This window comes from Derxia lacustris (genome assembly GCF_002105195.1).
Lineage (GTDB): Bacteria > Pseudomonadota > Gammaproteobacteria > Burkholderiales > Burkholderiaceae_E > Derxia > Derxia lacustris.
The window spans coordinates 556,232-581,230 of record NZ_MUHU01000002.1 but is presented as its reverse complement, the minus strand read 5'-3'; the positions used below and the strand labels follow the sequence as shown (position 1 = coordinate 581,230).

The 24,999-nt window shown below is 67.9% G+C and carries 23 protein-coding genes; 15 read left to right on the top strand and 8 right to left on the bottom strand.

The features are described 5' to 3' along the window. Genes B9P64_RS04370 through B9P64_RS04350 form a run of 5 tightly spaced genes read left to right on the top strand, consistent with a single transcriptional unit; the run spans position 1 to position 7,075 of the window. Positions 1-465, top strand: coding sequence for a c-type cytochrome (locus B9P64_RS04370; protein WP_085314981.1), 465 nt, complete (start codon positions 1-3; stop codon positions 463-465). Positions 466-494: 29 nt separating this feature from the next. Beyond that, positions 495-1,880 (top strand): DUF1329 domain-containing protein, encoded by a 1,386-nt coding sequence (locus tag B9P64_RS04365; RefSeq protein ID WP_085314980.1) that lies wholly within the window; start codon positions 495-497, stop codon positions 1,878-1,880. A gap of 23 nt (positions 1,881-1,903) precedes the next feature. Then, the gene (locus B9P64_RS04360) at positions 1,904-3,670 is read left to right on the top strand and encodes a DUF1302 domain-containing protein (RefSeq protein ID WP_085314979.1); all 1,767 of its coding nucleotides are present in this window, start codon (positions 1,904-1,906) and stop codon (positions 3,668-3,670) included. Positions 3,671-3,678: 8 nt separating this feature from the next. Next, a complete protein-coding gene (locus tag B9P64_RS04355) occupies positions 3,679-6,042 on the top strand; it encodes an efflux RND transporter permease subunit (RefSeq protein WP_085314978.1) in 2,364 nt (787 codons plus the stop codon). 7 nt (positions 6,043-6,049) lie between these two features. After that, positions 6,050-7,075: a WD40/YVTN/BNR-like repeat-containing protein gene (locus B9P64_RS04350; protein ID WP_085314977.1), complete on the top strand. Its 1,026-nt coding sequence runs from the start codon at positions 6,050-6,052 to the stop codon at positions 7,073-7,075. Between the two features lie 51 nt (positions 7,076-7,126). Here B9P64_RS04350 and B9P64_RS04345 read toward each other — a convergent pair whose 3' ends face one another. Further along, positions 7,127-8,134 (bottom strand): helix-turn-helix domain-containing protein, encoded by a 1,008-nt coding sequence (locus tag B9P64_RS04345; protein WP_085314976.1) that lies wholly within the window; start codon positions 8,132-8,134, stop codon positions 7,127-7,129. Between the two features lie 47 nt (positions 8,135-8,181). On the opposite strand from B9P64_RS04345, the gene B9P64_RS23525 reads away from it, so the two are divergent. The 3 genes from B9P64_RS23525 (at position 8,182) to B9P64_RS04335 (ending at position 10,713) form a co-directional block, all read left to right on the top strand. Further along, positions 8,182-8,424 carry a hypothetical protein gene (locus B9P64_RS23525; RefSeq protein WP_139826130.1) on the top strand — a complete coding sequence of 81 codons (243 nt, stop codon included), beginning with the start codon at positions 8,182-8,184 and terminating at the stop codon, positions 8,422-8,424. Between the two features lie 215 nt (positions 8,425-8,639). Then, a complete protein-coding gene (locus tag B9P64_RS04340) occupies positions 8,640-9,104 on the top strand; it encodes a c-type cytochrome (RefSeq protein WP_085314975.1) in 465 nt (154 codons plus the stop codon). A gap of 196 nt (positions 9,105-9,300) precedes the next feature. Then, on the top strand, positions 9,301-10,713 hold the full coding sequence (locus B9P64_RS04335; protein WP_085314974.1) for an APC family permease: 1,413 nt from the start codon (positions 9,301-9,303) through the stop codon (positions 10,711-10,713). On the opposite strand, the gene B9P64_RS04330 is transcribed toward B9P64_RS04335, so the two are convergent. Next, the gene (locus tag B9P64_RS04330; RefSeq protein WP_085314973.1) at positions 10,692-11,903 is read right to left on the bottom strand and encodes a cytochrome-c peroxidase; all 1,212 of its coding nucleotides are present in this window, start codon (positions 11,901-11,903) and stop codon (positions 10,692-10,694) included. The genes B9P64_RS04335 and B9P64_RS04330 overlap by 22 nt on opposite strands. A 143-nt stretch (positions 11,904-12,046) precedes the next feature. Here B9P64_RS04330 and acpA point away from each other — a divergent pair, with 143 nt between their 5' ends. Next, complete coding sequence (gene acpA, locus B9P64_RS04325) at positions 12,047-13,729, top strand: acid phosphatase (protein WP_085314972.1); 1,683 nt, start codon at positions 12,047-12,049, stop codon at positions 13,727-13,729. Between the two features lie 60 nt (positions 13,730-13,789). On the opposite strand, the gene B9P64_RS04320 is transcribed toward acpA, so the two are convergent. After that, entirely contained in the window at positions 13,790-14,233 is a 444-nt protein-coding gene (locus tag B9P64_RS04320; protein WP_085314971.1) for a winged helix-turn-helix transcriptional regulator, read from the bottom strand. Positions 14,234-14,424: 191 nt separating this feature from the next. On the opposite strand from B9P64_RS04320, the gene B9P64_RS04315 reads away from it, so the two are divergent. After that, positions 14,425-15,291: an alpha/beta fold hydrolase gene (locus B9P64_RS04315; protein WP_085314970.1), complete on the top strand. Its 867-nt coding sequence runs from the start codon at positions 14,425-14,427 to the stop codon at positions 15,289-15,291. Further along, on the top strand, positions 15,272-16,501 hold the full coding sequence (locus B9P64_RS04310) for an MFS transporter (RefSeq protein WP_085314969.1): 1,230 nt from the start codon (positions 15,272-15,274) through the stop codon (positions 16,499-16,501). The genes B9P64_RS04315 and B9P64_RS04310 overlap by 20 nt, the downstream gene beginning before the upstream one ends. A gap of 63 nt (positions 16,502-16,564) precedes the next feature. Here B9P64_RS04310 and B9P64_RS04305 read toward each other — a convergent pair whose 3' ends face one another. Next, a complete protein-coding gene (locus B9P64_RS04305) occupies positions 16,565-17,284 on the bottom strand; it encodes a pirin family protein (RefSeq protein ID WP_085314968.1) in 720 nt (239 codons plus the stop codon). Positions 17,285-17,450: 166 nt separating this feature from the next. On the opposite strand from B9P64_RS04305, the gene B9P64_RS04300 reads away from it, so the two are divergent. Beyond that, complete coding sequence (locus B9P64_RS04300; RefSeq protein ID WP_085314967.1) at positions 17,451-18,359, top strand: LysR family transcriptional regulator; 909 nt, start codon at positions 17,451-17,453, stop codon at positions 18,357-18,359. Positions 18,360-18,377: 18 nt separating this feature from the next. Here B9P64_RS04300 and B9P64_RS04295 read toward each other — a convergent pair whose 3' ends face one another. Together B9P64_RS04295 and pdxR are read right to left on the bottom strand one after the other, a co-directional pair. Then, complete coding sequence (locus B9P64_RS04295) at positions 18,378-18,977, bottom strand: nitroreductase family protein (RefSeq protein WP_085314966.1); 600 nt, start codon at positions 18,975-18,977, stop codon at positions 18,378-18,380. A gap of 124 nt (positions 18,978-19,101) precedes the next feature. After that, positions 19,102-20,598 (bottom strand): MocR-like pyridoxine biosynthesis transcription factor PdxR, encoded by a 1,497-nt coding sequence (gene pdxR, locus B9P64_RS04290; RefSeq protein ID WP_085314965.1) that lies wholly within the window; start codon positions 20,596-20,598, stop codon positions 19,102-19,104. 128 nt (positions 20,599-20,726) lie between these two features. On the opposite strand from pdxR, the gene B9P64_RS04285 reads away from it, so the two are divergent. The 3 genes from B9P64_RS04285 to B9P64_RS23520 all read left to right on the top strand — a co-directional run bounded on the left by B9P64_RS04285 (position 20,727) and on the right by B9P64_RS23520 (position 23,003). Next, positions 20,727-21,173 (top strand): carboxymuconolactone decarboxylase family protein, encoded by a 447-nt coding sequence (locus tag B9P64_RS04285; RefSeq protein WP_085315096.1) that lies wholly within the window; start codon positions 20,727-20,729, stop codon positions 21,171-21,173. Positions 21,174-21,530: 357 nt separating this feature from the next. After that, positions 21,531-21,944, top strand: coding sequence for a hypothetical protein (locus B9P64_RS04280; protein ID WP_085314964.1), 414 nt, complete (start codon positions 21,531-21,533; stop codon positions 21,942-21,944). Positions 21,945-22,064: 120 nt separating this feature from the next. Beyond that, positions 22,065-23,003 carry a DUF6414 family protein gene (locus tag B9P64_RS23520; RefSeq protein WP_139826129.1) on the top strand — a complete coding sequence of 313 codons (939 nt, stop codon included), beginning with the start codon at positions 22,065-22,067 and terminating at the stop codon, positions 23,001-23,003. A gap of 56 nt (positions 23,004-23,059) precedes the next feature. Here B9P64_RS23520 and B9P64_RS04275 read toward each other — a convergent pair whose 3' ends face one another. Both B9P64_RS04275 and B9P64_RS04270 read right to left on the bottom strand, forming a co-directional pair. Further along, a complete protein-coding gene (locus tag B9P64_RS04275; RefSeq protein ID WP_085314963.1) occupies positions 23,060-23,752 on the bottom strand; it encodes an ABC transporter ATP-binding protein in 693 nt (230 codons plus the stop codon). Then, positions 23,745-24,977, bottom strand: a complete 1,233-nt coding sequence (locus B9P64_RS04270) for a lipoprotein-releasing ABC transporter permease subunit (RefSeq protein ID WP_139826148.1) — start codon at positions 24,975-24,977, stop codon at positions 23,745-23,747. The genes B9P64_RS04275 and B9P64_RS04270 overlap by 8 nt, the downstream gene beginning before the upstream one ends. Between the last annotated feature and the right edge of the window lie 22 nt (positions 24,978-24,999).

Here is a 24,999-nt window from a genome sequence, read left to right as displayed (position 1 = left end):
ATGCGCGCCCGGTCCGCCATCGCGACAGCGCTTGCAGTCCTGCTCGCCAGCGCGCTGCCGGCCGCGCCCGCTGCCGCCGACGAGGCGGCCGGGCGCAGCAACAGCCCGCGCATCAACTACCTGCTGCACTGCGCCGGCTGCCATCTGGCCGATGGCGCCGGCCGGCCCGATCGCGGCATCCCCGACATGCGCGGCCAGATCGGCCGCTATCTGCACACGCCTGAAGGCCGTGCCTATCTGGTGCAGGTGCCGGGCGTGGTGAATTCGGCGCTGTCCAGTGCCGAGATCGCCGCCGTGCTGGGCTGGATGCTGCCGGCCTTCAGCGCCGCGCAGATGCCGCCCGACGCCGCGCCCTACACCGAAGCCGAAATCGCCCGGCTGCGCGCCAGCGTGCCGGCCGACATCCCGGCCACGCGCGACCGCGTGCTGGCCCGGCTCGAAGCCCTGGGCCTCGCCGCCCGCTGATCCGCCGCACCCTCTTCCGAGAACGACACATGACGCACGCCCGCAAGCTCCTCGCCGCCGCCGTCGCGGCCACCCTCGCCGGCCTGGCCGGCACGGCCTTCGCCGCCGATGCCGACCGGCTCGGCAAAGACCTCACCGCCGCCGGCGCCGAAAAGGCCGCCAGCAAGGACGGCAGCATTCCGGCCTTCACTGGCACCGAAGCGCCGCTGCCCGGCTGGAGCTTCGGCAAGAAGCGGGCGGACTTCTTCAAGTACAAGGCCGAGAAGCCGCTGTTCAGCATCGACGCCGGCAATGTGGACAAGTACGCCGACAAGCTCTCGCCCGGCCAGGTCGCGCTGGTCAGACAGCTGCCCGGCTACAGGATGGACATCTACCCGTCGCATCGCAGCTGCGGCACGCCCGACTTCGTCGATGCCAACACCGCCAGGAATGCCGCCGGCGCGGCCCGTCTGGGCGCCGACGGCTGGAGCCTGAAGGAAGCGGTCGTGCCCGGCTTCCCGTTTCCGCTGCCGCAGAACGGCGTCGAGGCCATGTACAACGCCAAGCTGCGCTATCGCGGCGTGGCGCTGGAGCTGAAGAGCACCATCACCGCCGTGTCGCCGCGCAAGGGCGGCAGCGAATGGATCAAGGCCGGCTCCGAGCAGACGCTGTACTTCCCCTGGGCCGCCAAGGGCAGCAACCTGCTCAGCAAGGTCGGCACGGTCGAATACAACACCTACTTCGCCTACAACACGCCGGCCGCGCTGGCCGGTCAGGCGCTGGCCATCACCACCTGGCTCGACCAGCCGGCCAACGAGACCTTCTATTACTTCCCGGGCCAGCGCCGCGTGCGCCGCATGCCCAGCTATGCCTACGACTCGCCGCAGCTGGGCATGGAGAACCAGTACACGCTCGACGAGCCGATGGTGTTCAACGGCGCGCTCGACCGCTTCGACTGGAAGCTGGCCGGCAAGAAGGAGCTGTACGTGCCCTACAACTCCTTTGGCGCCAACGACTTCAGCGCCAGGTTCGAGGACGTGGCCGGCCCCGACTTCATCGCCAGCAACCATCGCCGCTATGAGCTGCACCGGGTGTGGGTGGTGGAAGCCAGCGTCAAGCCCGGCACCCGCCATCTCGCGCCCAGGCGCACCTTCTATCTGGACGAGGACAGCTGGAACATGGTGCTGGCCGACGACTACGACGGTCAGGGCAAGTTGTGGAAGGTGCGCGAAGGCTTCCTGCTGCCGGTGTACGAAACCGGCAGCTGCGATGTGCAGAGCTTCGTGCAATACAACCTGGCCGAGGGCCGCTATGTGTTCGACCTGCATGCGGCCGGCACCGGCAGCGACCTGCAATGGGTCACCGAAGCCAAGGGCGAGCGCTACAAGCCCGGCTTCTACACCGCCGACAACCTGCGCGCGATCAGCGACCGCTGAAACCCAAGCCCCGGAGCCTTCCCATGAATCCGCATTTCTCCGTGGCTCGCGCCACGCTGCCCGCCTGCGCCCGCGTGGCGCGCAAACCGCTCGCCGTGGCACCGCGCCGGGCCCTGGTCGCGCTGGCCGTGGCCGCCGTCTGGGCCGCTCCGGCCGCCGCCTTCACCTTCGATGGCGCGGGCTTCAAGGGCAGCCTCGACTCGACCGTGACGCTCGGCAGCGGTGTGCGCGCCACCGATCCGTCCTGCTCGCTGGTGGGCGATGCCAGCCATTGCGCCGGCGCCGACGTGTACGGCTGGGGCAATGGCGACAACGGCAATCTCAACTACCGCAGGGGCGACTTCTTCACCACCTATCTCAAGGGCAACCATGAGCTGCTGCTCAAGCTGGACGGCGGCACCACGCTGATGGCGCGCGGCACCTGGCTGCACGACTTCACCGCCGGCGACACCCGGCGCAGCGGCCTGTCGAAAGACAGCCGGCATGCGGTGGTGAACGACGCCCGCCTGCTCGACCTGTGGGTCTCGCAGACCTTCAACCTGGGCGAGGAACGGGCCCGGGTGCGCGTCGGCAACCAGGTCATCAACTGGGGCGAAAGCCTGTTCATCCCGGGCGGCATCAATGCCACCAATGCGATGGACATCCAGCGCCTGTCGACGCCCGGCGTGCAGCTCAAGGAGGTGTCGCTGCCGGCGCCGATGGTGAGCCTGGCGAGCGGCCTGGGGCGCGGCCTGAATGCCGAGCTGTACTACCAGCTGGGCTGGAACCGCAGCCGGTTTGCGCCGGTGGGCAGCTACTGGTCGTCGTCGGACAACTACAACAAGGGCCGGGTGCCGATCTATGTCGGCCTCGATCCGCAGACGGCCGGCGCGCTCGGCGCCGAGCCGGGCAGCGCCATCGGCTATGCCGCCGACCGGCGCGCGCGCAACAACGGCCAGTACGGCGCCTCGCTGCGCTGGCAGCCCGAATCGACCCAGCTGAACCTGGGCGCCTACATGCTCAACTATCACGACAAGACGCCCAATCTGGCCTTCGTCAACGGCCAGAGCGAGGCGCAGTGGAACTTTCTGGAGAACCGCAAGCTGTTCGGCCTGAGCGCCAATCTGCCGCTCGGCAACTGGGCGGTGGGCAGCGAGCTGTCCTATCGGCCGCGCGATGCGGTGGCGCTCGGCGGCTGCTACGAACCCGGCGCGGCCGGCGTGACGCTGGCGGCCACCGGCAACTGCCAGCAATGGATCGACCGGAAGCGGCTTCAGCTGCATGTCACCGGGCTGCTGTCGCTCAATCCGGCCGATCACGGCTGGCTGCTCGATGCGGTCGGCGCCAACGGCGGCGCGCTGTCGATCGAGGGCGTGGGCATTGCGGTGCCGGGGCTCAAGTCGCAGTACACGCGCACCACGGCCGACGGCGTGACGGTCACCCAGCTGCCGGCGGCCGGGCTGTGGAACTACTCGGCCGACGGCGGCGCCAGCACCTTCGGCGTGGGCAGCAAGACCTCGTATGGCGGCATCGTCGACTTCAACCTGACCTATGACGGCACGGTGCTGCCGGGCTGGCAGCTGACGCCCGGCGTGACCTATTTCCGCGCCATCAAGGGCCGCACGCCGACGTTTGCCGCCACCTTCATGCAGGGCGCGCAGTCGGCCAACTTCTATCTGCTGTTCAACCAGAACCCGGCGATCTGGCAGGCCGGCATCAACTACACGGCCTACTGGGGCGGCAAGTATTCGTTCGACCAGCCGCTGGCCGACCGCGACTTCGTCGGCGCCTTCGTGTCGCGCAACTTCTGAGCGCCGCCATGTCCCTGCCCAGGCTGCTCGACACGGTCGAGCGAGTTGCATTCGCATGGCGCCGGCCGCTGCTGGCGCTGTTCGTGGCGTTCACGGCGGTGATGGCCGTGTTCGCGCTCCAGTTGCGCATGGATGCCGGCTTCGAGAAGCAGATGCCGGCCGGTCACGAGTACATCGAGACCTTCCACACCTATCGCGACGATGTGCTGGGCGCCAACCGGCTCAACATCGTGGTGAAGGTGCGCCACGGCGACATCTGGACGCCGCAGGCGCTGCGCCGGCTGTTCGACGTGACCCAGGCGGTCACCTTCCTGCCCAATGTGGAGCGGCTCGGCGTGCAGTCGCTGTGGACGCCGAACGCCTTCGTCAACGAGATCACCGAGGACGGCTTTCGGGCCGAGCCGGTGATTCCGGGCACGGTCACGCCCGAGCGGCTGGATGCCGCCGCCATCGCCGACATCCAGCGCGCGACCGGCGCCGGCGGCTATGTGGGCACGCTGGTGGCGCACGACCAGACCAGCGCCATGATTACCGCCGAACTCAACGAGTTCGACGCGGCCGGCAACAAGCTCGACTACATCGCCTACAACCGGCTGCTCGAAGACCGCATCCGCAGCAGGTTCGAGGATGGCGACTACGAGATCCGGATCATCGGTTTCGCCAAGCAGATCGGCGACATCGCCGACGGTGCGCGCTCGGTGCTGGTGTTCTGCGGCATCGCGCTGCTGCTGACCGGCGCGGCGGTGTACTGGTACTGCCATTCGCTGCGCTTCACGCTGCTGCCGATCGGCTGCTCGCTGGCCTCGCTGGTGTGGCAGTTCGGCACGCTGCGGCTGATCGGCTACGGGCTCGATCCGCTCGGCGTGCTGGTGCCGTTTCTGGTGTTCGCCATCGGCGTCAGCCACGGCGTGCAGCAGATCAACTTCATCGTGCGCGAGATCGCCGCCGGCAAGACCACCGACGCCGCCGCGCGCGCCAGCTTCAGCGGCCTGCTGCTGCCGGGCACGCTGGCGCTGGTGACGGCGCTGGTCTCGTTCATCACGCTGCTGATGATTCCGATCCCGATGGTGCGCGAGCTGGCCATCACCGCCTCGCTCGGCGTGGGCTACAAGATCCTCACCAATCTGGTGATGCTGCCGCTCGGCGCCTCGCTGATGCACTTCACGCGCGACTATGCCGAGCGCGCCATGCTCAAGCGCGAGCAGCGCGCCGGCTGGCTGCAAGCGCTGTCGCACATCGGTCGGCCGGGGCCGGCGGCAGTGGTGCTGGCGGTGACGGCGGCAGTGTTCGGCATGGCGGTCTGGCAGAGCCGCGACCGCGTCATCGGCAGCCTGGAGCCGGGCGCGCCCGAACTGCGCGCCGATGCCCGCTTCAACCGCGATGCGGTGGCCATCGCCGCCGGCTACGACACCGGGCTCGACTGGCTCACCGTGGTGTTCGAGGCGCCGGCCGACTCGTGCGAGAACAGCGCCATCGGCGCCTACCAGGACCGCTTCGTGGCGCGCACCGAGCATCTGCCCGGCGTGCTGTCGGTGGCCTCGTACTCGGGCCTGCTGCGCGCCTACAGCGAGGGCTACAACGAGGGCAATCCCAAGATGAACGTGGTGCCGGCCGACCCGGGCAACTACGCCGCGCTGGCCACCGAGATCGCGCGCATCCGCGGCTACACGCGCAAGGATTGCAGCATGAGCGCGGTGCATCTCTTCCTCACCGACCACAAGGCCGGCACGCTGCGCCGCGCGATCGCCGCCACCGAAGCCTTCCGCGCCGACGACCGCATGGACGGCGTGACGGTGAGGCTGGCGGCCGGCAATGCCGGCGTGCTGGCGGCCATCAACGACGAGGTCGAGAAGTCGGAGCTGCCGATGATGCTGTGGGTGTATGCGGCCATCGTGGTGCTGGTGCTGCTGGCCTATCGCGATCTGCGCGCGGTGCTGGCCTGCTGCCTGCCGCTGACCGTGGGCACCTTCATCGGCTACTGGTTCATGAAGGAACTCGACATCGGCCTGACCGTGGCGACGCTGCCGGTGATGGTGCTGGCGGTCGGCATCGGCGTGGACTACGCGTTCTACATCTACAACCGGCTCCAGCTGCATCTGGCCGCCGGCGCCGACATCGCCCGGGCGCTGGAGCTGGCGATCCGCGAAGTGGGCATGGCCACGATCTTCACCGCGCTCACGCTGGCCATCGGCGTCGCCACCTGGAGCTTCTCGGCGCTCAAGTTCCAGGCCGACATGGGCAAGCTGCTGGCCTTCATGTTCGTGGTCAATCTGGTGATGGCGATGACCGCGCTGCCGGCGCTCGCGGTCTGGCTCGAACGCCTGTTCCCGCGCCGCAAGCCGGTGCGCGCCAGCGCCCTGATGAACCATTGAGGCCCGCATGAAACCGACTCTCCAACTCCGCCGCGCCGGCCTGGCCGCCGCCCTTGCCGCCGCGCTGGCCCTCGGTGCGGGCGCCGCGCCGGTCTCGGGCGCGAGCGCCGCCGGCGCCGGCAGCGCCAATGCCGCGCCAACCGATGCCGACCGGCCGCAACCGGCCCGGCGCAGCGACGACGCGCTGCATTCGCTGCTGCTGGGCAGCGCCCGCGCCGGCACGCGCATCGTGGCCGTGGGCGAACGCGGCGTGGTGCTGCTGTCGGACGACGACGGCAAGAGCTACCGCCAGGCCGCCGCCGTGCCGGTGCGCAGCACGCTCACCGCCGTGAGCTTTGCCGACCCGCAGCACGGCTGGGCCGTGGGCCATGACGGCGTGGTGTTGGCCAGCGCCGACGGCGGCGAGCACTGGACGCTGCAACGCCGCGACACCGCCGTGGACCAGCCGCTGTTCTCGGTGCTGTTCACCAGCGCCAGCAGCGGCTGGGCCTGCGGCCTGTGGTCGCTGCTGCTGCACACCGACGACGGCGGCCAGCACTGGGAAACCGTGACGCTGCCCGCGCCCGACGGCGCCAGGCGCGCCGACCGCAACCTCTACCGCCTGTTCGCCGATCCGAACGGCGCGCTCTACATCGCCGCCGAGCGCGGCAGCGTGCTCAGGAGCGCCGACGGCGGCGCCAGCTGGCGCTATCTCGACACCGGCTATCGCGGCAGCCTGTGGGCCGGCACCGCGCTGGCCGACGGCACGCTGCTGGTGGCCGGGCTGCGCGGCAGCCTGTACCGCAGCGCCGATGCCGGCGCCAGCTGGCAGCCGGTCGACAGCGGCATCCGCAGCTCCATCACCGATCTCGTGGCCAGTGGTCGGAAGATTCGCGCCAGCGCGCTCGACGGCAACACGCTTGCCAGCGACGACGCGGGGGCGAGCTTCAGCCACGCGCAGCGGGACGACCGGCCGACGCTGACCACGCTGGTGACCGCATCCGACGGCCGGGCGCTGCTGTTCGGCCGCAGCGGGCCGCTCGCGCAGCGGTGAACCGCCGGGCGCGGCCGGCCCGCCCGGGCCCGCTGCGCCCGGCCGGGCCGCTCAGGCGGCCTGGGCCAGCACCCGCAGGTCGCGCGCGGTGGCCAGGGTTTCGGATGGCAGCTCGTGGAACAGCTCGCGGTATTCGGCGCTGAAGCGGCTCAGATGCCAGAAGCCCCAGCGCTCGACCACGTCCTTCACCTTGACCTCGCGCTCGGCGGCGGCCAGCAGATCGCGCCGCGCGCCGTTGAGCCGCAGCGTGCGCAGATAGCTGAGCGGATTCATGCCCAGCACCTGCTCGAAGCTGTATTGCAGCGTGCGCCGCGACACGCCGAGCGCGCGGCACACATCGATGATTTGCAGCGGCTCGTCGAGATGGCCGAGCGCGTAATCGCGCGCCCGCTGCACGACCCGGGTGCGGTTCATGTCCGACGACGCCAGCTCGGGCAGGCCGAGCGACTGCTCGACGATCGGCAGCAGCGCGCCGAGCACCTCCTGCTGCACCTGGCGCCGCGCCGGCGCACCGGCCAGCCGGCCCGGCGCGTCGAACAGCGTCTGCGCCAGCGCGGCAATGCCGTTGCCGGCGGCGCGCACCAGCGGCGCGTTGTCGAACACCGCGATCTGGCTGCCGGCCAGCCAGTGCCGGGTGGCGATGCCGCTCATGACCTCGGCGTAATCGGCCAGCAGCTCCTGCCGCACGCTCACCACCAGCAGGTCCATCGGCGGCAGCACCGCCTCGATCTCGACCCCGCCGCGAAACAGCGGCGCCGCGCCCCGGCCCCAGCGCTGACCGTTGAGCAGGCAGTCGTCGCCTTCGGCAAAGCCAAGCGGAAAGCCGAAGATGAAATCGCCCGCCGGGCCGCAGCCGCGCTCGCCCAGCAAGGCGTTGGTCGACTCGGTGAAGATCTGGATGCCGTCGACGTGCAGCTCGCGCGCCCGGCTCAGGAAGCGGCCGGCGGCGAGCTGGTCGTACTCGAGCTGCCAGCCGACGAAGTCGCAGCTGCTGTTCGGCTCCTGGTATTCGCCGTGGCGCACCAGGCAATCGGAAAGGGCGGAATCGTCGAACGGCATGGGCGCCTCGCCGGCAATGGCGGAAATGTCGGTGATGTCGGACGGAAATGAATTCGCGTATCGACATGCAACAACTGCACCAATCGGCAATTCCGTTCATCAGCCATCGGCCGGCTTTCAATCGGCATTGGCCGGGCGCAATTCATTTCGCCCAGCGCAATTCCGTCGATGCTGGCGCACCAGCCGCAAGCAGGCATGCACCGCAGGAGAAACCGGCCGGCACCGCCAGCGGCAAGCGCGGAAAACCGCCGTCGCAAGCCCGCTGCCAATTCGGCTCGCAGCCGAATTGAACTGAATTGCATCAATCCGCAGCGACAATCGATGCAATTGCGCCCGGGCGAATTGGCGCGGCGGATTTTCAGAATGCAATTCCCATCAATATGCGCGCCGCGCGGCGGCCGGCGTTAGCCGAAATTGGCAAGCAGGCACAGCTGCCAATTTCGGCTAACCGCAGCGGCAGACGGTTTTCTAGGCTGGGCGCCTGTTCCCGTCATCGAGCCCGACCATGCCCTCGCTCCGCTCCCTCGTCCTCGCCGCCGGCCTTGGCCTGGCCGCCCTGCCCGCCCCGGCGCAGACCGCCGGCAAGACCGGCTTCGACACCCACTGCATCGCCTGCCACGGCGAAGGCGGCGCCGGCGTGCCCGGCGTGGCGCCGCCGCTGGCGCGCACGCTGCGGCTGCATCTGGCGGCGCCGCAGGCGGCCGGCTATCTGGCGCAGGTGGTGGTCGGCGGGCTCAACGGCCCGCTGCGCAGCATCGACGGCGACGCCTACAACGGCGTGATGCCGGTATTCGGCAACCGCTCCAGCGAAGAGCTGGCCGACATCCTTCGCTACGTGGCCACCGTGCTCAACGACGCGCCCGAAGGCTTCGACATCGCGCCGGCCGACATCGACGCCGCGCGCAACCGCAAGCCCACGCCGGCCGACAACCGCGCGCTGCGCGCCAGCCTGCTCAAGCCGGCGCGCTGAACTGCGGCAGGCGGCGCGGCATCGGCGCGTTCGCTGCGCCGATCCGACCGCAGCCGACCGCAGCCGACCGCCGACCGCCGCCGACCGCCGCCAAGCCGACCGACCGCATCCGTCCACCCGACCGCCGGCGCCCGGCCGGTGCGGCACTTGCTCCATGCTCGCGGCCCGGAACATTCCGTTCCGCTCCCGCGCAGCCATGGACGCCCACGCCACTCCCGCCCGCCCCGGTCGCCGCCACGCCACGCTCGGCCCGTTTGCCATCGCCTTCTTCGTCATCTCGGCCTCGGGGCCGCTGGTGGCGATCGCCGGCGGCCTGCCAGTGGCCATGCTGTTCGGCAACGGGCCCGGGCTGCCGGCCATGTTCGTGCTGGCGACGGCGGTGCTGCTGGTGTTTGCCACCGCCTACACCGCCATGGCGCTCGACGTGCCCGAGGCCGGCGCCTTCTATGCCTTTGCCGCGCGCGGCCTGGGCCGGCGCTGGGCCGGCGCCACCGGTCTGCTGGCGCTGCTGGGCTATAGCGCCATGCAGATCAGCCTGTACGGCCTGTTCGGCGCCGCCGCGCGCGGGCTGCTGCTGCCGCTGCTGGAGCCGGCGCTGCCCTGGTGGCTGCCGGCGCTGGCGGCCTGGGGCTCGATCGCGCTGCTCGGCTATCGCCAGGTCGACCTGTCGGCGCGGCTGCTCGGCCTGCTGGTCGCGGGCGAATACCTGGCGGTGCTGGCGCTCGGCTTCTGCATCGTGCGGGCCGGCGGCGCCGAGGGCATCGATGCGCGGCCGTTCACGCCGGCGCTGGCGCTGGCCGGCGCGCCGGCGGTGGCGCTGACGATGTGCTTCGCCTGCTTCGTGGGCTTTGAAGCGGCCGCGCTCTACAGCGAGGAGGCGCGCAATCCGGCGCGCAGCGTGCCGCTCGCCACCTGGGGCTCGGTGCTGCTGATCGGCGGCTTCTACGGCTTTGCCGCCTGGGCGGTGGTGACCGGTCTGGGCGCCGGCGCCACGCTCGACGCCTTGCGCGCCCTGCCCGATCCGACCGAGCTGCTGTTTGTGCTGGCCGAGCGCTACATGGGCGGCGCCATGCCGGCGCTGCTGCGCGCGCTCTACCTGACCAGCGCCTATGCCAGCCTGCTGGCGTTTCACAACGCGGTGGCGCGCTATCTGTTTGCGATGGGCCGCGACCGGCTGCTGCCGGCGCGGCTGGGCCGCATCCATGCGCGCCACGGCAGTCCGCATGCCGGCTCGCTGGCGCAGAGCGGCTCGGCGCTGCTGGCGGTGGGGCTGTTTGCGCTGGCCGGCGCCGATCCGGTGCTGACGCTGTTCACGCTGCTGTCGGCGCTGGGCACGCTCGGCATCATCGTGCTGATGGGCGTGGCGGCGCTGGCCACGCTGTGCCACTTCGCGCGGGCCCGGCCGCGCCGGCCGGTGGTGCTGGCCAGCGCCGCGCTGTCGCTGGCCAGCTTTGCCGCCATCGCCACGCTGGCCACGGTGCATTTCGATGTGCTGGCCGGCGGCAGCGACGGCCCGGGCGCGCGACTGCCCTGGCTGCTGCCGCTGGCGATGCTGGCCGGCGCGGCACTGGCGCGGCGCCCGCCGCCTCAGCGCGCCGGCGCCCGGTAGCCGTCGGTCAGCGTGCGCAGAAACGCCACCACATCCGCGATCTCGGCCGCCGTGAGCGCCGGCCGCTGGCCCACGCTGCGGTCGAACGGCGGCTCGCGGTTCACATTGCCGGCATAGGCCGCCGGCAGGTCGTCGAACTTGCGCGGCTTGCCGTCGGCCGCGCGCGGATAGAAGCGCTCGGGATGCACATCGCGCTCGGCATAAAAGCGCACCGCATCCTCCAGCCGATGGAACACGCCGTTGTGGAAGAACACGCTGCGCGTCGCCACGTTGCGCAGCGTCGGCGTCTTGAACATGCCGCAATAGCCGGTCTGGCCTCGCAGGTCGGTGCGCAGCGGCCCGCACAGGCCCAGGTCGAAGTAGCCCGGATCGGCATTGGCCGGAATGGCGCGGTTGCGCGGCACGCCGGTGGCGATGAAGCCGCGATCCGTGAACTGCGGGAACGCGCCGCGCTTGATGGCGCTCACATGGCACTGCGCGCAATTGCCCTTGGCCGGATCGTCGAACAGCGCCAGCCCGCGCCGCTCGGCCGGGCTCAGCTCGGTCTGCCGGCGCAACCACGCGTCGTACTTGCTGCTGTAGGGATAGAAGTCCTGCGGGCTCTGCTGGAATACCTCCAGCGCCAGCAGCAGCGCATTCCAGGCCTTGCGGTCGTCGTCGAACAGGCCGGCGCCGAAGGCCGCGCGCATGCGGCCGGCATTGGGCGACTGCCGCAGCCGCGCCACCGCCGCCGGCATGCTGGCATTGGCCATCTCGAACGGCGACAGCAGCGGCCCGGCCGCCTGCTCATGCGCCGACGCGGCGCGGCCGTCCCAGTCGCGGCCGCCGGTCGGGCCCTGATCGACGCTGTCGTCGCCATCCGATTCGCTGAAATGCTCGCTGAACGGCGGCGTGTCCTGCTGATACCTGAGCGAGGGCACGGCGCGCAGCCCGGGCTGGCGCAGATCGGCCCCGCCGAGCCGCACCGCGCGGCCATCGGGCGGACCGTAGGCATGCGCCGGGTCATGGCACGACGCGCAGGACACGCGCCCCGATGCCGACAGCCGCGCATCCGAGAACAGCGCGCGCCCCAGCTCGGTCAGCTCGGCCGGGCTGGGCTGGCGCTCGAAGGGCGTGCCGTAGAACGACGCCGGCAGCGCAGTCGCGGGCAGCAGTGCGAGCAGCCATAGCAGGCTCAGGATTTTTTTCATGGCAGCGAAGCTAGTTCACATCCGTGACAGAAAAAAGCGCCGGAGTGACTTGCACCTTTCGCAAACCTGTCTTCATTGCGCGGTCATTGCTGGCCTACAGGCTCGGCGCTTTTCATCCGCCCATGCCGACAGGACTGCCCAACATGACCACCCCTTTCTTCCCGCGTCGCACGCTGATTTCGCTGGCGGCGCTGCTCGCGCTTGGCGCCTGCAACAGCGACAACACCACGACCAGCGTCGATGACGGGCTCAAGGCCAAGGTCCAGAACATCGTGGTGATCTATGCCGAGAACCGCTCGTTCGACAACCTGTTCGGCAACTTCCCGGGCGCCAATGGCCTGAGCGCCGTGATCGATGCCAACGGCAAGCCGACCGCTGCCTATGTGCCGCAGAAGGACCGCAACGGCACGACGGTGCTGGCCACGCTGCCGCAGACCTGGGGCGGCGTGACCGCGCCCGGCATCTCGCCGGTGGTGACCGCAGCGCAGAGCGCCGGCCTGGCCAACCAGCCGTTCCAGGTCGAGACCGCCTTCAAGGCCACGGCCAATGCCACGCTGACGACTTCCACCGTCACCCGCGACCTGTATCACCGCTTCTTCGAGAACCAGATGGAGATCGATGGCGGCAAGAACGACATGTTCGCCGCCTGGGCCGATGCCGGCGGTCTGACGATGGGCCACTTCGACTACAGCGGCTCGGCGCTCTACAAGCTGGCGCAGCAGTACGTGCTGGCCGACAACTTCTTCGAAGGCGCGTTCGGCGGCTCGTTCCTGAACCACCAGTACCTGATCTGCGCCTGCGCGCCCGAGTATCCCAACGCCGACACCGCCGCCGCCAAGCCGACGATCGCAGTGCTCGACACCGACAGCAGCGGCAAGTACCTGCCGCGCCTGACCACCGCCGCCACCAGCCCGGCCTCGGCGCTGGACGGCCCGCCGGTGTACGTGAAGAGCGGCAACATCACGCCGGCCAACTACTTCGGCGACGGCAAGTTCTACGCCGTCAACACCATGCAGGCGCCGTATCAGCCGAGCGGCGTCGCGCCGGCCAGCATCGACGGCAACAACAACCTGTATGCCAACACCGCTGCCGCGACCACGCTGCCGCCGCAGACGCAGAAGACCATCGGCGACCTGCTCACGGCCAAGAACGTGAGCTGGGCCTGGTACGGCGGCGCGTGGAATGCCGCGCTGAACGACGGCACGCAGGACCCGGCCACCAAGCGCACGGTGATCTATGCCGGCAATTCCAACGGCATCGCCACCACGTCGAATGTCGACTTCCAGCCGCATCACCAGCCGTTCAACTACTACGCCGCCTTCGACCCGGTGAAGCATGCCGGCGAGCGCGCGAGCCACCTGAAGGACTACAACGATCTGGTCGCCGCCGCCGCCGCCGGCAGCCTGCCGGCCGTGGCCTTCTACAAGCCCGAAGGCGTCTACAACCAGCACGAGGGCTATGCCAACCTGACCGACGGCGACGCCAAGATCGCCGACCTGATCGCCAAGCTCCAGGCCAGCCCGCAGTGGAAGAACATGGTCGTCGTCATCACCTACGACGAGTTCGGCGGCGTGTGGGACCACGTTGCACCGCCCAAGGGCGACCTGCTCGGCCCGGGCACGCGCATCCCGGCGATCATCGTTTCGCCGCTGGCCAAGAAGGGCACGGTCGATCACACGCAGTACGACACCGCGTCGATCCTGCGGCTGATCACCCGCCGCTTCGGCCTCGACACGCTGGCCGGCCTTGCCAGCCGCGACAACGCGCTCAAGGCCGCCGGCGGCACGCCGATGGGCGATCTGACCAACGCGCTCAATCTGCAATAAGGCGGTGGCGGCAGCGGTCCGGATCGGGCCGCTGCGATGCGCACGCCGGCCGGCACCGGCTCAGCCGTGCCGCACGATGGTGTCGGTCGCGTCCAGCAGGCGGCCGTCCTGCGAGCGCAGCTCGAGCCGGCGCACCGGCTCGCCGCGTTCCCGATCGACCAGCTGCACATGCGGCTCGGCCGGGTCGAAAAACCAGTCCTCGCCCCACTGGCGCAGCGCCACCAGCAGCGGGAACAGGCCGCGCCCCTTCGCGGTGAGCACGTATTCCTGGTAAGCGCTGCCGTCGGCGGCCGGCACGGTCTCGAAGATGCCGTGCTCGACCAGATTGCGCAGCCGCGCCGAGAGGATGTTCTTGGCGAGGCCGAGGCTCTTCTGGAACTCGCCGAAGCGCCTCAGCCCGTCGAAGGCGTCGCGGATGATGAGCAGCGACCACCAGTCGCCGATCGCGTCCAGGGGGCGCGCCACCGGGCAGCTGGCGCTCTTGTGACTGGTGCGCTTGACCATGGTTTTCTTCTCCGGCTCGGGGTCGGGTCGGCCGCGCCGGGGTCGCGCGGCAAGTGGTTGCATCATACAACCGCCCATGCTACAAGGCAACTTGGTTGCAACATGCAACCAAGAAAGGCGCGAACTCTTCGCCGCGCCGGAAGCTGCCGGCCCGCGCGCCGGCCCCGCCATGTCATCCCACAGGTTCAGCCATGACCACTCACTACCGCAGCACCACCGTCGACGGCCTGAAGGTCTTCTATCGAGAGGCCGGCGACCCGGCCCTGCCCACACTGCTGCTGCTGCACGGCTTTCCGGCGTCGTCCTTCATGTTCCGCGAGCTGATCGAGCGGCTTGCGCACCGCTTCCATCTGGTCGCGCCCGACTATCCGGGCTTCGGCCACAGCGACGCGCCCGCGAAGGAGGATTTCGCCTACACCTTCGACCGCCTCGCCGACGTGGTCGAGCGCTTCACCGGGCAGCTCGGCCTCACGCGCTACGGCCTGTACATGCAGGACTTCGGCGGGCCGGTGGGCTTTCGCCTCGCCAGCCGGCATCCGGAGCGGGTGAGCTTTCTGGTGGTGCAGAACGCCAATGCCTACGAGGAAGGCCTGCCCGACAGCTTCTGGGCGCCGGTGCGCGAGCTGTGGCGCGACCCGTCGCCGGAGAACTTCGCGCGCATCCGCGAAGCCGGCATGTCGCCCGAGGCGCTCGAATGGAACTACATCCACGGCGTGCGCCGACCCGAGCGCATCAGCCCCGACAACTGGCTGCTGCAGCGCGCCCTGCTCGACCGGCCCGGCAACAAGGAGGCAATGCTGGCCCTGCTGCACGACTACGGCAGCAACCCGGGGCGCTATCCGGCCTGGCAAGCCTATTTCCGCGAGCATCAGCCGCCGACGCTGGTCGTGTGGGGCGCCAATGACGCGATCTTTCCGGCGTCGGGTGCCCATCCCTATCGGCGCGACCTGGAACGCATCGACTTCCACCTGCTCGACACCGGCCATTTCGCGCTGGAGGAACTGGGTGAGGAGATCGCCGCGCGCATCGAGCGCTTCCATGACGGCCTCGGCGCCTGAGACCGCGGCGCCGCGCCCGGCGGTGCTGCTGCTGTTTGCCGTGGCCTGCGGGCTGGCGGTGGCGAACGTCTATTTCGCCCAGCCGCTGCTCGACACGCTGGCCGACGAGTTCGCGCTGGACCGGGCGACGGCCGGGCTGCCGGTGACGGTCACGCAGATCGGCTACGGCCTCGGCCTGCTGCTGCTGGTGCCGCTGGGCGATCTGCTGCCAAGGCGCGCGCTGATCGTCGGGCAGTCGCTGCTGTCGGCGCTCGCGCTGGTGGCGGTGGCGCTGGCCCCCGGGCCGGACGTGCTGCTGGGCGCGCTTGGCGTCGTCGGGCTGCTGGCGGTGGTGACTCAGGTGCTGGTGGCCCATGTGGCCAGCCTGGTGCCGCCCGCCCGGCGCGGCCGCGCGGTGGGCAGCGTCACTGGCGGGATCGTCATCGGCATCCTGCTTGCGCGCACGGTGTCGGGGGCGCTGGCCGACCTCGCGGGCTGGCGCTCGGTGTACGCGACCTCGGCCGGCGCGACGCTGGCGCTGGCGCTGCTGCTGCGGCGCGCGCTGCCGGTCGAGCCGGCGCCGTCCCGGCTGTCGTATGCGCGGCTGATCGGCTCGACCTTCGCGCTGCTCGCGCGCGAGCCGCTGCTGCGGGTGCGCGCGACGCTGGCGATGCTGATCTTCGGCGCGGTGAACCTGCTGCTCACGCCGCTGGTGCTGCCGCTGTCGGCGCCGCCGCATTCGCTGTCGCACACGCAGGTGGGTCTGTTCGGGCTGGCGGGCGTGGCCGGCGCGCTGGGCGCGCGCGGCGCCGGTCGCAGCGCCGACCGGGGACAGGCACAGCGCGCGACCGGGCTGGGCCTGCTCGCGATGCTGCTGGCCTGGGTGCCGATCGCGTTGCTGCCGTGGTCGCTGTGGGCGCTGGTGGCCGGCGTGATCGCGATCGACTTCGGCCTCCAGAGCGTGCATGTGGCCAACCAGGGGCTGGTGCTCAGGCTGCGCCCCGAGGCGCGCAGCCGGCTGACCGCCGCCTACATGAGCTTTTATTCGCTCGGCTCGGCGGTGGGCGCGCTGGCCTCGACCTGGCTGTACGCACGCGCCGGCTGGTCGGGCGTGTGCGCGGCGGGCGCGGTCACGAGCGCGGTGGCGCTGCTGTTCTGGCGCGCGACGCGGCAGGGAGCACCGGATGCGGATGCGCCGCCGGCAGGGTGCGCGGCGGCGGCGCCGGACTGACGGGCCCGCAAGCGCCCGCCGGTTCCAGCGCCCGGCCTTCCTGAGCCTGGCTTGCCAGCCGGCTCACATCACCGGCAGCTCCTGCCCGCGCAGGTCGAACACCAGCACCTCGGCGCCCTGCCCGTTCGCCAGCGTCAGCTCGCCGGCATCGCGGATGCGCACGCCGTCGCCTGCTTCAAGGCGCTCGCCGTTCAGCTCCACGCTGCCGCGCGCCACATGCACATAGGCATTACGGCCGGCACCCAAGGTGACCGACGCGCGCTCCGCGCCATCGAACAGCCCGGCATAAAGCCGCGCATCCTGGTTCACCACCAGCGAGCCATCCGCGCCATCCGGCGACACCACCAGCCGCAGCCGGCCGCGCTTTTCTTCCGGGCCGAAATTGGTCTGCTGATAGCCCGGCGTCACGCCCTTGCGGCCCGGCACGATCCAGATTTGCAGGAAGTGCGTGACCTGCTCGGTCGAGTGGTTGAACTCGCTGTGGCGCACGCCGGTGCCGGCGCTCATCAGCTGCACATCGCCCGGGACGATGACCGAGCCGTTGCCCATCGAATCCTTGTGTTCCAGCGCGCCGTCGAGCACGTAGGAAATGATTTCCATGTCGCGGTGCGGATGGGTGCCGAAACCGCGCGAGGGCTGGACGCGGTCGTCGTTGATGACCAGCAGGTCCGAGAAGCCGACCTGCTGCGGGTCGTGGTAATGGCCAAACGAGAAGGTGTGATGCGAATTCAGCCAACCGAGATTGGCGATTCCACGGTCTTGCGCGCGGCGGACTTCAAGCATGACGGGCTCCTTGGATGACGGTGATTCGTTCGACTGCTTTCACGTTGCCGGGCTGGGTTTAACGCCACGGCATGAACGAATCATCGGCTTCTGAAACGCGCCGTTGACGAGTCTTTCACCCGCCTATGATCGAAGTTTTCGATGATCGATTGCGGGAGCGAAACCGATGCTGAGGCTGAGTCTCGATGCGATCGAGGTGGTGGACGCGATCGCGCGCCACGGCTCGTTTGCCGCCGCCGCGACGCGGCTCAACAAGGTGCCGTCGACCATCTCGTATGCGGTCGGCAAGCTGGAGGAGCAGCTCGGCGTGAAGCTGTTCGAGCGCAACGGTCCGCGCGTCACGCTCACGCCGGCCGGCGCCGAAATGCTGCGCGAGGGCCGCTGGCTGCTGGCGGCGGCCGGCGATCTGGAGTCGCGGCTGCGCCAGATCGCGACCGGCTACGAGGCCGAGCTGCGCCTCGTGCACGACTCGCTGATCCCGACCGAGGCGCTGGTGCAGGACATCGCCGCCTTCGAGACGCTGGCCTGCGGCACCCGGCTGCGGCTGGGCAGCGAGGCGCTCACCGGCACCTGGGAGGCGCTGCGCGACGGCCGCGCCGATCTGGTGATCGCGGCCGGCGAGGGCCCGGCCGGCGGCGGCCATCAGATGCTCGACGTGGGCCGGCTCGACTTCGTGTTCTGCGTCGCGCCGCTGCATCCGCTGGCGCGGCTGGGGCGGCCGGTGGCGCGCGGCGATCTGCTGGCGCACACGGCCATCGTGGTGGGCGACAGCGCGCGCGGGCTGGCCGACCGCACCGTGGGGCTGGCCGCCGGCCAGTCGCGCATCACCGTGCCGACGATGGCGGCCAAGATCGCCTGCCAGAGCGCCGGGCTTGGTCACGGCTTTGTGCCGCGCGCCTGCGTCGAGGCCGAGCTGGCGCGCGGCGGGCTGGTGGAGCTGGAAGTGGAAGAACCGCGCGCGCCCGAAACCTTCTGGCTCGCGTGGAAGACCGGCGCCGACGGCCGCGCGCTGCGCTGGTGGCGCGAGCGGCTGAGCCGGCCGCTGGTGCCGGCGCTGCTGCCGCGCTCGCGCTGAGGCGCCGGCCCGGCCCGCTTAACCGCCGAAGCCGAACTTGCCCTTGGCCGCGATGGACGCGAAGGGCTGGCGCGGCGACGGCTGCTCGCGCGCCTGAAGGCCCTCGGGCAGCACCGACTTGTCGCCCGGGCGACCGATGGCGACCACCGCCTGGATCGCGTGATCGGGCGGCACGCCGATGTTGGCCGCGAGTCGCGTGGCATCGAAGCCGGCCATCGCATGCGTGTACCAGCCGGCCAGCGTCGCCTGGAACGCCAGGCTGGCCCAGGCCGCGCCGGTATCGAAGGCATGCCAGGGATTGGGCTTGGCCTCGGTCGCACCCGGCGATACCGACACCGTGCGCGACACCACCACCACCAGCGCCGACGCGCGCTGCGCCCAGCCCTGGTTGAACTCGACGAGGCCGTCGAGGATGGGCGCCCATTCCGGCGTGTCGCGCAGCGCATAGACAAAGCGCCACGGCTGGGCGTTGTAGGCCGACGGCGCCCAGCGCGCGGCCTCAATGAGGCTGAGCAGCTGCGCTTCGGGGATCGGCTCGCCGGTGAAGGCACGCGGCGACCAGCGGTTGGTGAACAGGGGATCGATCGGGTGTTCGGGGGTGCGAAGGGCGTCGGTCATGGATTCATCCGGAGTTGGGAAACGGTGCGCGACGGCGAAGCGTCGGCGCAGATAAGTCTTGGTGATTTGCGCGGCAGGCGCGAGCGGATAAAGACGGCAGTGTGTAAGCGGATTTGGCAGCGGCTCAGCCCGGCAGCGCGCGCGCCATCGCCGCCACGCCGGCGCGGATCTCGTCCACGCCAAAGGCCGAAAAGCCCAGCACCAGCCCCGGCGCGCCGGCCGCGCCCAGCGCATAGAAGGACAGCGGCCGCGCCTCCACGCCCGCCGCCGCCAGCCGCGCCACCACCGCGCAGTCGTCGCTACCGGCGGTCAGCAGCCCGGCCGCATCCAGGCCGGTGGTGATCGGCAGCAGATCGAGCCAGCCGCCCAGCTGGGCCGTCACCGCCGCCTGCAAGGCCGCCGCGCGCTCGCTGTACAGCAGCCGCATGCGCCGCACATGGCGCGCGAAATGGCCCTCGGCGATGAACTCGGCCAGCAGCGCCTGCGCCTGCGGCGCCACCTGCCGGCAGCCCAGCGACAGCGCCGCCGCAAACGGCTCGACCAGCCAGTCGGGCAGCACCACATAGGCCAGCCGCAGCGACGGAAACAGCAGCTTGCTGAAGCTGCCCAGATAGATCACCCGCCCGCCGCCATCCAGGCTCTTGAGCGCCGCCAGCGGCGTGCCGGCATGGCGGAACTCGCTGTCGTAATCGTCCTCGATGACCGTCGCGCCGCAGCCGGCAGCCCAGCGCAGCAGCGCCAGCCGACGGTCGAGCGCCAGCGCCATGCCCAGCGGCGACTGGTGCGCCGCCGTCACATAGGCCAGCCGCGCCTCGGGCGCGAGCCGCGTGCCGGCGTCCACGCGCAGGCCGTCGGCATCGACCGGCACCGGCACCACGCGCGCGCCGTTGGCCTCGAACAGCCGCGCCGCGCCCGGATAGCCCGGGTCTTCCATCCACACCGCGTCGCCCTCGTCGAGCAGCAGCCGCGACGCCAGATCGAGCGCCTGCTGGGCGCTGCCGACGATCATCACCTGCCGCGCATCGCAGTCGATGCGCTGGGCGGTGCGCAGATGCGCCGCGATGGCCTGGCGCAGCGGCAGATGGCCGGCCGCATCGCCGTAGGCCATCCGCGCTGGCCGCAAGGCGCTCGCGCGCTGCGCCGCGATGCGGTTCCACACCGCGAGCGGAAAGGCCGAAAAGTCGGGCTGGTTGGCGCGAAAGCAGCGCAGCGGGCCGACGGATTCATCGACCGGAAACGGCGTGGCCGCCAGCCGCACACCGCGCTGCGAAAGCCGCGCCGCCGCAGCTACAGGAGGCGGCGCCGCCACAACCTCGGCCCGCGCCAGCACGCTCGCGGGCGCCACCGCCGCGCCCTCGGGCAGGCGCCCCGACACCACCGTGCCGCTGCCGACCGCGCCGGTCAGATAGCCCTCGGCCGCGAGCTGGGCATACACCGCCAGCACCGTGCCGCGCGACACGCCCTGCTGGCGCGCGAAGTCGCGGCTGGGCGGCAGGCGCTGGCCCGGCCGCAACCGCCCAGCGAGGATGGCGCCGCGCAATTCGTCGTACAGCCAGCGCTGGCGCGTGACGCCGGCCGGGCGCGGCGCAACGCCGAGTTCGATGTCGGGGGCCTGGCGCATGCGTCGCTTTCCGAGGTGAATGGCTCAACCGGAAAGAGTCTAAATGGCTATTCAGGCCGAGCCACTTGCCGCCTAGCATTGCCTGCATTCGGGGCGGCACCCGGCCGCCCGCCTTGAAGGAAATGCAGATGGAACAGCGCTTCGACTTCTTCGCCCTCGCGCCCAAGGGCTTTCAGGCAATGCGCGGCGTGCATGGCTATGTGGACGGCTGCGGCCTCGAACTCGGCCTGCTCGAATTGCTGCGGCTGCGCATTTCGCAGATGAATGGCTGCGCCTATTGCGTGGCGATGCATGTGCCGATTGCGCGCCAGCACGGCGTGAGCGACGCGCAATTGAATCTGCTGGCGGTATGGCGCGAGGCGACGGTATTCAGCGCGCGGGAACGCGCGGCGCTGGCTTGGGGCGAGGCGCTGACGCGGTTGGCGGACAGCAGCGGCTTGGCGGCGGTGATTTGGGATCAGGCCAGCGCGGTGTTTTCGCCGAAGGAAATGGCGGATTTGTCGCTGGCGGTGGCGGAGATCAATGGGTGGAATCGGTTGATGGTGGGGGCGGGGATGGGGTATTTGGAAACATGAGAAGCCCAACCACAATAACGCGGATAAGCCGGAACGATATCAACTGAGCGCAGTCTGTGTGGAAGTTATTTAATCTTTCGCCTGCCTGTGCTGAGCGTAATTTCCATCATCACAAATGACAAAACATTGCTTACGCGGCGTGAATGATTAAGCTGAAATTCAAGACGCCAACTCTTTCAGTAAGGAGTTGGTGCAAACAAAAATTTAAACACCTCGAATTGACGCAACATGTCACGCACAGCACACTGAACATTCTTAATGCAAAATTACCACCTATTATTTACGCCATATATACGTTCGTCGGGTATAATCTTCATCACTTAACCCATCAAGCACCATAACACTGACATCAAAGATATGCGAACCATTAACAAGACAAAATGGTTTATCTATACGGTATTTATTGGTTTATTACCAATAGCAACCAGAATATTAGTATGGCTTATTACAAATAACGGACCGACCACCGTCATTTCCCCAGGAGACGTCGTCGCCTTTGGACTCATATTGCATATTTCGGTTTTAAATGAAATCGAGCATTTACCCAGCAAAGATAAAAATTGGAAAACCATTCAAAATGGAGTGTCCATATTTTTTATAGTGATTTACAGCACCCTTTACGCCATTACCCTAATAGGCGAATCAGCAAACAATGTGGTCGATTTCGGGGCAGTAAGAACCTGCTCAATTGGACTGGCTTTAACATCGCTGCTACTTTCATTTTCCGCATTAGATCGATTCAATCATTCGAAAGTTGGAGGCGAATGTTGAGCATCATCTTGCTTACCATTTTAATCATTGCCATACTGCTTGGCGTCTGCGTTGCCGTCTGGTCTTTCATAGATACTCGGCGTCGCTATTACCAAGAATTTATGAACAGGAAGAACGAAAATGAAAAACATAATTTACCTTGACCAAAGCAAGATGTTTTCGCTTTCGGCCCAAATTTTTGAAGGCATTACTGAATACGTTTTACACGAGTCAGGCACCAGCAAAGATTCCAATGAAGAACAAAAGGGGCCCGTCGGCAGCGGGCGTATGGTTGCCAAAGCCATGAGTTCAAATAAGCTAGAAATAGAAAAACGTGTTTTACACGATCACGCCTTCTCAATTTTTGAAAATCGACTGGAAGAACTTAATCTAATAAGCAATTTTTCTTCAACCACGAGTGAAAAATCGCGTCCCACAAACGAAGTCAAATCATTCGTGCGAATTGAGTCAAATATGAGATTTTTCGATGCGGACAAAATTACAACGCTCCTTGACTCATTCAACACCCTTGGAATTGCTATCAATTATGTTTCAAACTATGAGAAGATTTCCCCGGTCCTAAATGAGATTCAAGCCTTAAAAAGCAATAAGAGTCTGAAAAATAGGCATAATGAAATTACAAGACTGGAAAAACAATTAAAGGACGGGAGTCAGTTTACGAAAGAAAATGGACTTTATCTTGATCCCGATTTTCTAAACTCTTTACGCTCAATCACGGAATACGGATTCTCCGGGAACTTTGAAGTTCACCAAACCTTTGATGAATTGTTGTTTTCAGCCTGCCTCAAACGAGACTACCTTCGCGAATCTGAAGACTTGCTCATTAGAAAATATTCACGCAATACCGAAAAACCTCTGGTCTTACTCGGAATTGCAACGCAGACCAAAACGGATACAGTTGTGGCCGTTGAGCCCATCAAACCACTAAATAGCGCAAGCAATTTAAAGGAAGGCCTTAGCGGAATGATAGATCAAATTGCAAATATTGAACGCAGCCTGTTTGGAAAAGGAACAAAAGAAATAGTTGTCGATCCAATAGCCATATATTCAGCCTTGTGAAATTAAATCCTTAGCTGAATCAAACCAAATCAACCAAGTAGCTGGGAGCATGCTACCTACTTAGCAATTAATATCAGCCTAGAAGCACGATCAGCTAGTTCACGGTCATGGGTAACAAATACGAGGCTTGCACCAAGCCTCGTATTTAGCGAAACCATCAATTCAAATACAACCTCAGCCGTTTCCCGATCCAGATTCCCCGTCGGCTCATCGGCGAGCACACAAGCCGGCTCGGTAACCAATGCACGCGCAATCGCCGCCCGCTGACGCTCCCCGCCAGACAGCTCCCCCGGCGCATGCCCCAGCCGATGCCCGAGCCCCACCGCCTCCAGCACCGCAGCCGCCCTCGCCCTCGCCTCCGCCTTCGCCATCCGCCGAATGAACAGCGGCATCGCCACGTTGTCCAGCGCGCTGAACTCGGGCAGCAGGTGATGGAACTGGTACACGAAGCCGAGCGACCGGTTGCGCACCTGGCCGAGCTTCACTTCATCCAGTCCGGCATAGCTCTGGCCCAGCAGCGTCACGCTGCCGGTCGTGGGCCAGTCTAGGCCGCCGAGAATGTGCAGCAGCGTGCTCTTGCCGCTGCCGCTGGCGCCGACGATGGCCACGCTCTCGCCGGCCTTCACGCTGAAATCCACGCCGCGCAGCACTTCCACCGCGTCGGGGCCGCTGCGGTAGACCTTGCCGATGTCGCGCGCGACGAGCACGTCGCTGCCGGCGGCCGGGCGTTGGCGGATCGGGTCATTCATAGCGCAGCGCCTCGGCCGGTTCCACGCGCGAGGCGCTCCAGCTCGGGTAAAGGGTGGCCACCAAGCTCAGCACGATGGACACGCAGCCGATGGTGAGGATGTCGCTCGCCTGCGGATCGCTCGGCAGGCTGCTGATGAAGTACACGTCCTTGGGCAGGAACTGCACGCCGAGCAGGCGCTCGATGAAGGGCACGACGGTCTCGATGTTGTAGGCCACCAGCGCCCCGAGCCCCACGCCGAGCGCGGCGCCCGACAGGCCGATGAGCGCGCCCTGCACGACGAAGATTTTCATGATCGAGCCGGGCGCGGCGCCGAGCGTGCGCAGGATGGCGATGTCGGCCTGCTTGTCGGTCACGGTCATCACCAGCGTGCTCACCAAGTTGAACGCGGCGACGGCCACGATGAGCGCCAGGATGATGAACATCATCCGTTTCTCGGTCTTCACGGCGGCAAACCAGGTCTTGTTCTGGCGCGTCCAGTCCAGGATGTAGAGATGGCCGCTGAGGCTCTGCGACAGTTCCTGCGCCACCTCGGGGGCGAGCTGCATGTCGTCGAGCTTGAGCCGCACGCCGCTCGGGCCGCCGGTGCGGAACAGCTTGGCGGCGTCGTCGAGCGCCACCAGAGCGAGCGTGGAGTCGTACTCGTAATGCCCGCTCTCGAAGATGCCGACCACGCTGAACTGCTTGAGCCGGGGCACGACGCCGGCCGGCGTGACGCTGCCTTCGGGCGCGATGAGCGCGACCTTGTCGCCCACGCCCACGCCGAGTTCGCTGGCAAGGCCCCGCCCCAGCACGATGTTGAACTGCCCGGCGCCGAGATCGGCGAGATTGCCTTCGCGCACCTCGGTGGCCAGATCGGACACGGCCGGCTCCAGCGCCGGGTCGACGCCGCGGATGAGCGCGCCCTTGAACACGTCGCCGCGGGCCATCATCACCTGGCCCTGCACATAGGGCGCGGCGGCGATCACATGCTTGTTGGCGCGGGTTTCGGCGGCGGTCTTCTGCCAGTCGTCGAGGCCGCCTTCGGGGGCGAACACTTCGACGTGCGACAGCACCGAAAGCATCCGGTCGCGCACTTCCTTCTGGAAGCCGTTCATCACCGACAGCACGATGATGAGCGCGGCCACGCCGAGCGCGATGCCGGCCATGGAGATGCCGGAGATGAAAGAGATGAAGCGGTTGCGCCGGGCGCCGCGCCGGGCGCGGGTGTAGCGCAGCCCGATCATCCACTCGAAGGATTGGAAGAAG

Bases quoted from the DNA above. Each gene is read 5' to 3' on its own strand.
- B9P64_RS04275 (WP_085314963.1), bottom strand. From the start codon at position 23,752: ATGAATGACCCGATCCGCCAACGCCCGGCCGCCGGCAGCGACGTGCTC.
- B9P64_RS04345 (WP_085314976.1), bottom strand. From the start codon at position 8,134: ATGCCGTTCGACGATTCCGCCCTTTCCGATTGCCTGGTGCGCCACGGC.
- B9P64_RS04360 (WP_085314979.1), top strand. From the start codon at position 1,904: ATGAATCCGCATTTCTCCGTGGCTCGCGCCACGCTGCCCGCCTGCGCC.
- B9P64_RS04310 (WP_085314969.1), top strand. From the start codon at position 15,272: ATGACGGCCTCGGCGCCTGAGACCGCGGCGCCGCGCCCGGCGGTGCTG.
- pdxR (WP_085314965.1), bottom strand. From the start codon at position 20,598: ATGCGCCAGGCCCCCGACATCGAACTCGGCGTTGCGCCGCGCCCGGCC.
- B9P64_RS04295 (WP_085314966.1), bottom strand. From the start codon at position 18,977: ATGACCGACGCCCTTCGCACCCCCGAACACCCGATCGATCCCCTGTTC.
- B9P64_RS04285 (WP_085315096.1), top strand. From the start codon at position 20,727: ATGGAACAGCGCTTCGACTTCTTCGCCCTCGCGCCCAAGGGCTTTCAG.
- B9P64_RS04350 (WP_085314977.1), top strand. From the start codon at position 6,050: ATGAAACCGACTCTCCAACTCCGCCGCGCCGGCCTGGCCGCCGCCCTT.
- B9P64_RS04370 (WP_085314981.1), top strand. From the start codon at position 1: ATGCGCGCCCGGTCCGCCATCGCGACAGCGCTTGCAGTCCTGCTCGCC.
- B9P64_RS23520 (WP_139826129.1), top strand. From the start codon at position 22,065: ATGAAAAACATAATTTACCTTGACCAAAGCAAGATGTTTTCGCTTTCG.
- B9P64_RS04315 (WP_085314970.1), top strand. From the start codon at position 14,425: ATGACCACTCACTACCGCAGCACCACCGTCGACGGCCTGAAGGTCTTC.
- acpA (WP_085314972.1), top strand. From the start codon at position 12,047: ATGACCACCCCTTTCTTCCCGCGTCGCACGCTGATTTCGCTGGCGGCG.
- B9P64_RS04320 (WP_085314971.1), bottom strand. From the start codon at position 14,233: ATGGTCAAGCGCACCAGTCACAAGAGCGCCAGCTGCCCGGTGGCGCGC.
- B9P64_RS04300 (WP_085314967.1), top strand. From the start codon at position 17,451: ATGCTGAGGCTGAGTCTCGATGCGATCGAGGTGGTGGACGCGATCGCG.
- B9P64_RS04335 (WP_085314974.1), top strand. From the start codon at position 9,301: ATGGACGCCCACGCCACTCCCGCCCGCCCCGGTCGCCGCCACGCCACG.
- B9P64_RS04330 (WP_085314973.1), bottom strand. From the start codon at position 11,903: ATGAAAAAAATCCTGAGCCTGCTATGGCTGCTCGCACTGCTGCCCGCG.
- B9P64_RS04305 (WP_085314968.1), bottom strand. From the start codon at position 17,284: ATGCTTGAAGTCCGCCGCGCGCAAGACCGTGGAATCGCCAATCTCGGT.
- B9P64_RS04280 (WP_085314964.1), top strand. From the start codon at position 21,531: ATGCGAACCATTAACAAGACAAAATGGTTTATCTATACGGTATTTATT.
- B9P64_RS04270 (WP_139826148.1), bottom strand. From the start codon at position 24,977: ATGATCGGGCTGCGCTACACCCGCGCCCGGCGCGGCGCCCGGCGCAAC.
- B9P64_RS04365 (WP_085314980.1), top strand. From the start codon at position 495: ATGACGCACGCCCGCAAGCTCCTCGCCGCCGCCGTCGCGGCCACCCTC.
- B9P64_RS04340 (WP_085314975.1), top strand. From the start codon at position 8,640: ATGCCCTCGCTCCGCTCCCTCGTCCTCGCCGCCGGCCTTGGCCTGGCC.
- B9P64_RS04355 (WP_085314978.1), top strand. From the start codon at position 3,679: ATGTCCCTGCCCAGGCTGCTCGACACGGTCGAGCGAGTTGCATTCGCA.
- B9P64_RS23525 (WP_139826130.1), top strand. From the start codon at position 8,182: ATGAATTCGCGTATCGACATGCAACAACTGCACCAATCGGCAATTCCG.